Origin of the sequence: Oceanivirga salmonicida (assembly GCF_001517915.1) — a bacterium.
Lineage (GTDB): Bacteria > Fusobacteriota > Fusobacteriia > Fusobacteriales > Leptotrichiaceae > Oceanivirga > Oceanivirga salmonicida.
Window position 1 is genome coordinate 1 of sequence record NZ_LOQI01000102.1, and the last position, 3,389, is coordinate 3,389.

Sequence of the window (3,389 nt, forward strand, 5' to 3'; positions counted from 1 at the left end):
TACATATTTTTTGTTTTTCACATTACATATGAAAAGCACCTTTCATATCACAACTTAAGTCACGAGTGTTCAGGTGCATTTTATAAAATTGAACTATTTTTTAATAGTCCAATTATTTTTTTCTTATAAAAACATTGCCATATATATTGGTAAATGTAAAATGCCATCTTTTATCATTAAATCTTTTTGATATAGTATAATTGATTCTCCTATTTTTTTATTAAATTTAACTCTAAATTTATCTAATGAAGAATGTTTTCTATAAGATGATGATTTAACTTCAACTGGAAATATTTTTTTATGATTAGATAAAATAAAATCTATTTCCATATTATTTTTCCTGTTTTCTAAATCATTTCTAGAATAAAAAAACAAATTATGACCTTTTGATTTTAACATTTGTGCCACTATATTTTCCATGAACATTCCTTCGTTAATATTTATTTTATCAAGCAGTATATTCTTGTATAAATCATTATTTTCATATTCATTATCATAAAAAATTTGTGTTACCAGAAGTCCAGTATCTGCCATATAGCATTTTCTAGTAGAAAAATTACTACTTAAAGATAATCCTACATTAGGATCTGTACAATTAAAGCATGTATTTATTATCATAGCATCAGCTAACCATAAAAATGAGTCTTCATAGTCTCTAAATCTAGCATTTTTTGATAATGATGATAAGACATATTTTTTTTCTTTTTTAGATAATTGCCCTGGAATTTCATCAAATATTGATAAAACTTTATTTTGATTAGAACCAGCAAATTTTGCAATATCATTTCTATATAGTGTTAAAATATCTCTTTTTATAGAATCTACTTTGTAAAAATCTTTACTTTTTATATATTCATTCACAACTTGTGGCATTCCACCAACTAACATATATTGCCTAAAATCATTTAAAACTTTTTTATGTAATAAATTTCCTAATTCTTTTCTTTCATTAAAAAAATTTTCTAAAATAGGAATTGTATTTGTATCTCCTAAAGCCCATAAAAATTCTTCAAAATCTAATGGATTTAATACCATATATTTTTCTTCAGATGGAATAATAATGTTTTCTATATTCCTTTTTATAGATAATAAAGAACCTGTTTCAATATAATCATATCTTCCATCTTGTACTAAATATTTTATTAACTGTCTTGCCCTAGGAAACATTTGTATTTCATCAAAAACTATCAAAGTTTCTCTTTCATAAAATTTAACCCCATAAAATGTAGATAATTTAAGAAAAAATAAATCTAAATCATAACTTTCTTCTATAAATAAATTAGTAATTTCTTTTGGTACATTCCCAAAATCTATAATAAGATAAGACTTGTATTCATTTTTAGCAAATTCTTCACATAACCAACTTTTACCTACTCTTCTAGCTCCATTAATCAGTAAAGCAGTTTTTCCGCCAAAATTATTTTTCCATTCTAACATTTTATTATATGCTTTTCTTTTCAACATACAACCACCTCTAATATCAATATAGCATATTTTTCACGAAATAACAACATTATATTTCATATTTTTTCACGAAATCACATGTTCAATATTCTAATTTTCGCACGAAATTACATGTTTTATTTTTTAATTTTTTCACGAAATAACACTTTTAACAAAAAAATATGTGTCTTTTTAAAAAAACACATATTATATATTTATATTTAAAGCATTGTAGATACAACTATCATAATGGTAGAAAGAACTCCCATCATAGCCATTATTGGTAAAACAAATTTAACCCATTTATCATAAGTAACACCTACTAATTCTAATGTTACTAACACTAATCCTGTTGGAGTAATAAATGCCATAAATCCTTGTCCCCAGTTATATGCACTTACTACAACTGATCTTGAAAGACCAACTGTATCTGCTAAAGGAGCCATTATTGGCATAGATAAAGTAGCTAACCCAGATGATGATGGTATAAAGAAACCTAATATTGAGAATAATCCCATTTGTACTATTCCAAATAATCCCTTATTCATCCCTTCAACTATTTGTGTACAATAGTATAATAATGTATCTGAAATAAATCCATTATTCATAACTGTATTTATAGAACGAGCTAATCCTATTATCAATACAACACCTACTAAATCAGCTGCTCCTTTCATAAATGAACCAACTGCTACTTTTTCACCTATTCCTGAAATGATAATAACGAATAAACCAACTGCTAAAAATAGTGCTGACATTTCATTAAACCACCATCCACCTTTAGAAACTCCCCAAACCATAACTGGGAATGCTAAAGCAAAAGCTAATAATGAAAGTGATATTCTCCATGTGAAATTAATTTCGGCATCTGGATTATAGTCTTTTAAAAATTTGGCACTGATTTCTTCTTCTTGACCATACACAACTGATTTTGTTGGATCTTTTTTAACTCTTTGAGAATACCAGTATAAATAAGCTAATGTTATAAAATAAGCCATAATCAAAGTTATTAATCTAATTTTTAAACCTTGATCAAATGTAATACCTGCAGCTTGTGATGCAATAACAACTGAAAATGCATTAACTGTAGAATACATTGTCCCTATTGATGCTCCTAAACTAATTGATGCTATAGCTGTAATAACATCAAATCCTGCAACTAAAAATAATGGTAATAAAATTGGATAAAATGCTATAGTTTCTTCTGCCATACCATATGTTGTACCCCCAATAGTTACAAGTGTAAATACTATAACGATTAATAAAAATTCTTTTCCTTTTGTTTTTCTAGATAATGCTGCCATTCCAGCTTCAAATGCTCCCATTTTATTAAGCACACCTATAACTCCACCTAATATTAAAACGAATATCATGATATCAACTGATTCATTAAATCCTTGTATAGGTGCTCTTACTAATTCTAAAACACTTTGTGGATGCTGTTCAATTTGAATATAGCTTCCTGGTATTGCTACTGGTTTTTGTATATCCCCAGATTCAAATTTATCTAGTGTTAACTTTATATTTAACTCATCTAATACTTCTTGTGTTGCTGGTTTTGCTAAAGTTTCACCACTATGACTTGTAATAATAAATTCTTTTGTTGTTCCTTCATATTTTAAACGAGAAAATTTACCTGCTGGAACTACATAAGTCAAAATTATCGCTAACACTAAAACAATATATAATACTGTAAATGAAGTTGGAAAACTTCTTTTTTTCTTATCAGTCATTTTCAATGCATAATAAACATATTTTACATATTTGTAAATATATTTTATTACACTTCCCCCTCCCTTTATTTTTTTATTACATTATCTCTTTCTAATATTATACCCTAATTTTTTAAAAAGCATAATTATCATTTTTATTTTTCGCTTGCTTTTTTATTTTTTTTTAAATATACTTTAATTAAGACCATTAATATAAAGGAGACCAACTATGAT

The 3,389-nt window shown here is 26.1% G+C and carries 2 protein-coding genes; both read right to left on the reverse strand.

Annotated elements, in window-relative coordinates; translation table 11 throughout:
• Positions 1 to 123: 123 nt before the first annotated feature.
• A complete protein-coding gene (locus AWT72_RS08215; protein WP_067143497.1) occupies positions 124 to 1,464 on the reverse strand; it encodes an ATP-binding protein in 1,341 nt (446 codons plus the stop codon).
• A gap of 200 nt (positions 1,465 to 1,664) precedes the next feature.
• Positions 1,665 to 3,176 (reverse strand): YfcC family protein, encoded by a 1,512-nt coding sequence (locus AWT72_RS08220; RefSeq protein ID WP_067143500.1) that lies wholly within the window; start codon positions 3,174 to 3,176, stop codon positions 1,665 to 1,667.
• Positions 3,177 to 3,389 lie beyond the last annotated feature (213 nt).

Bases quoted from the DNA above. Each gene is read 5' to 3' on its own strand.
- AWT72_RS08220 (WP_067143500.1), bottom strand. From the start codon at position 3,176: ATGACTGATAAGAAAAAAAGAAGTTTTCCAACTTCATTTACAGTATTA.
- AWT72_RS08215 (WP_067143497.1), bottom strand. From the start codon at position 1,464: ATGTTGAAAAGAAAAGCATATAATAAAATGTTAGAATGGAAAAATAAT.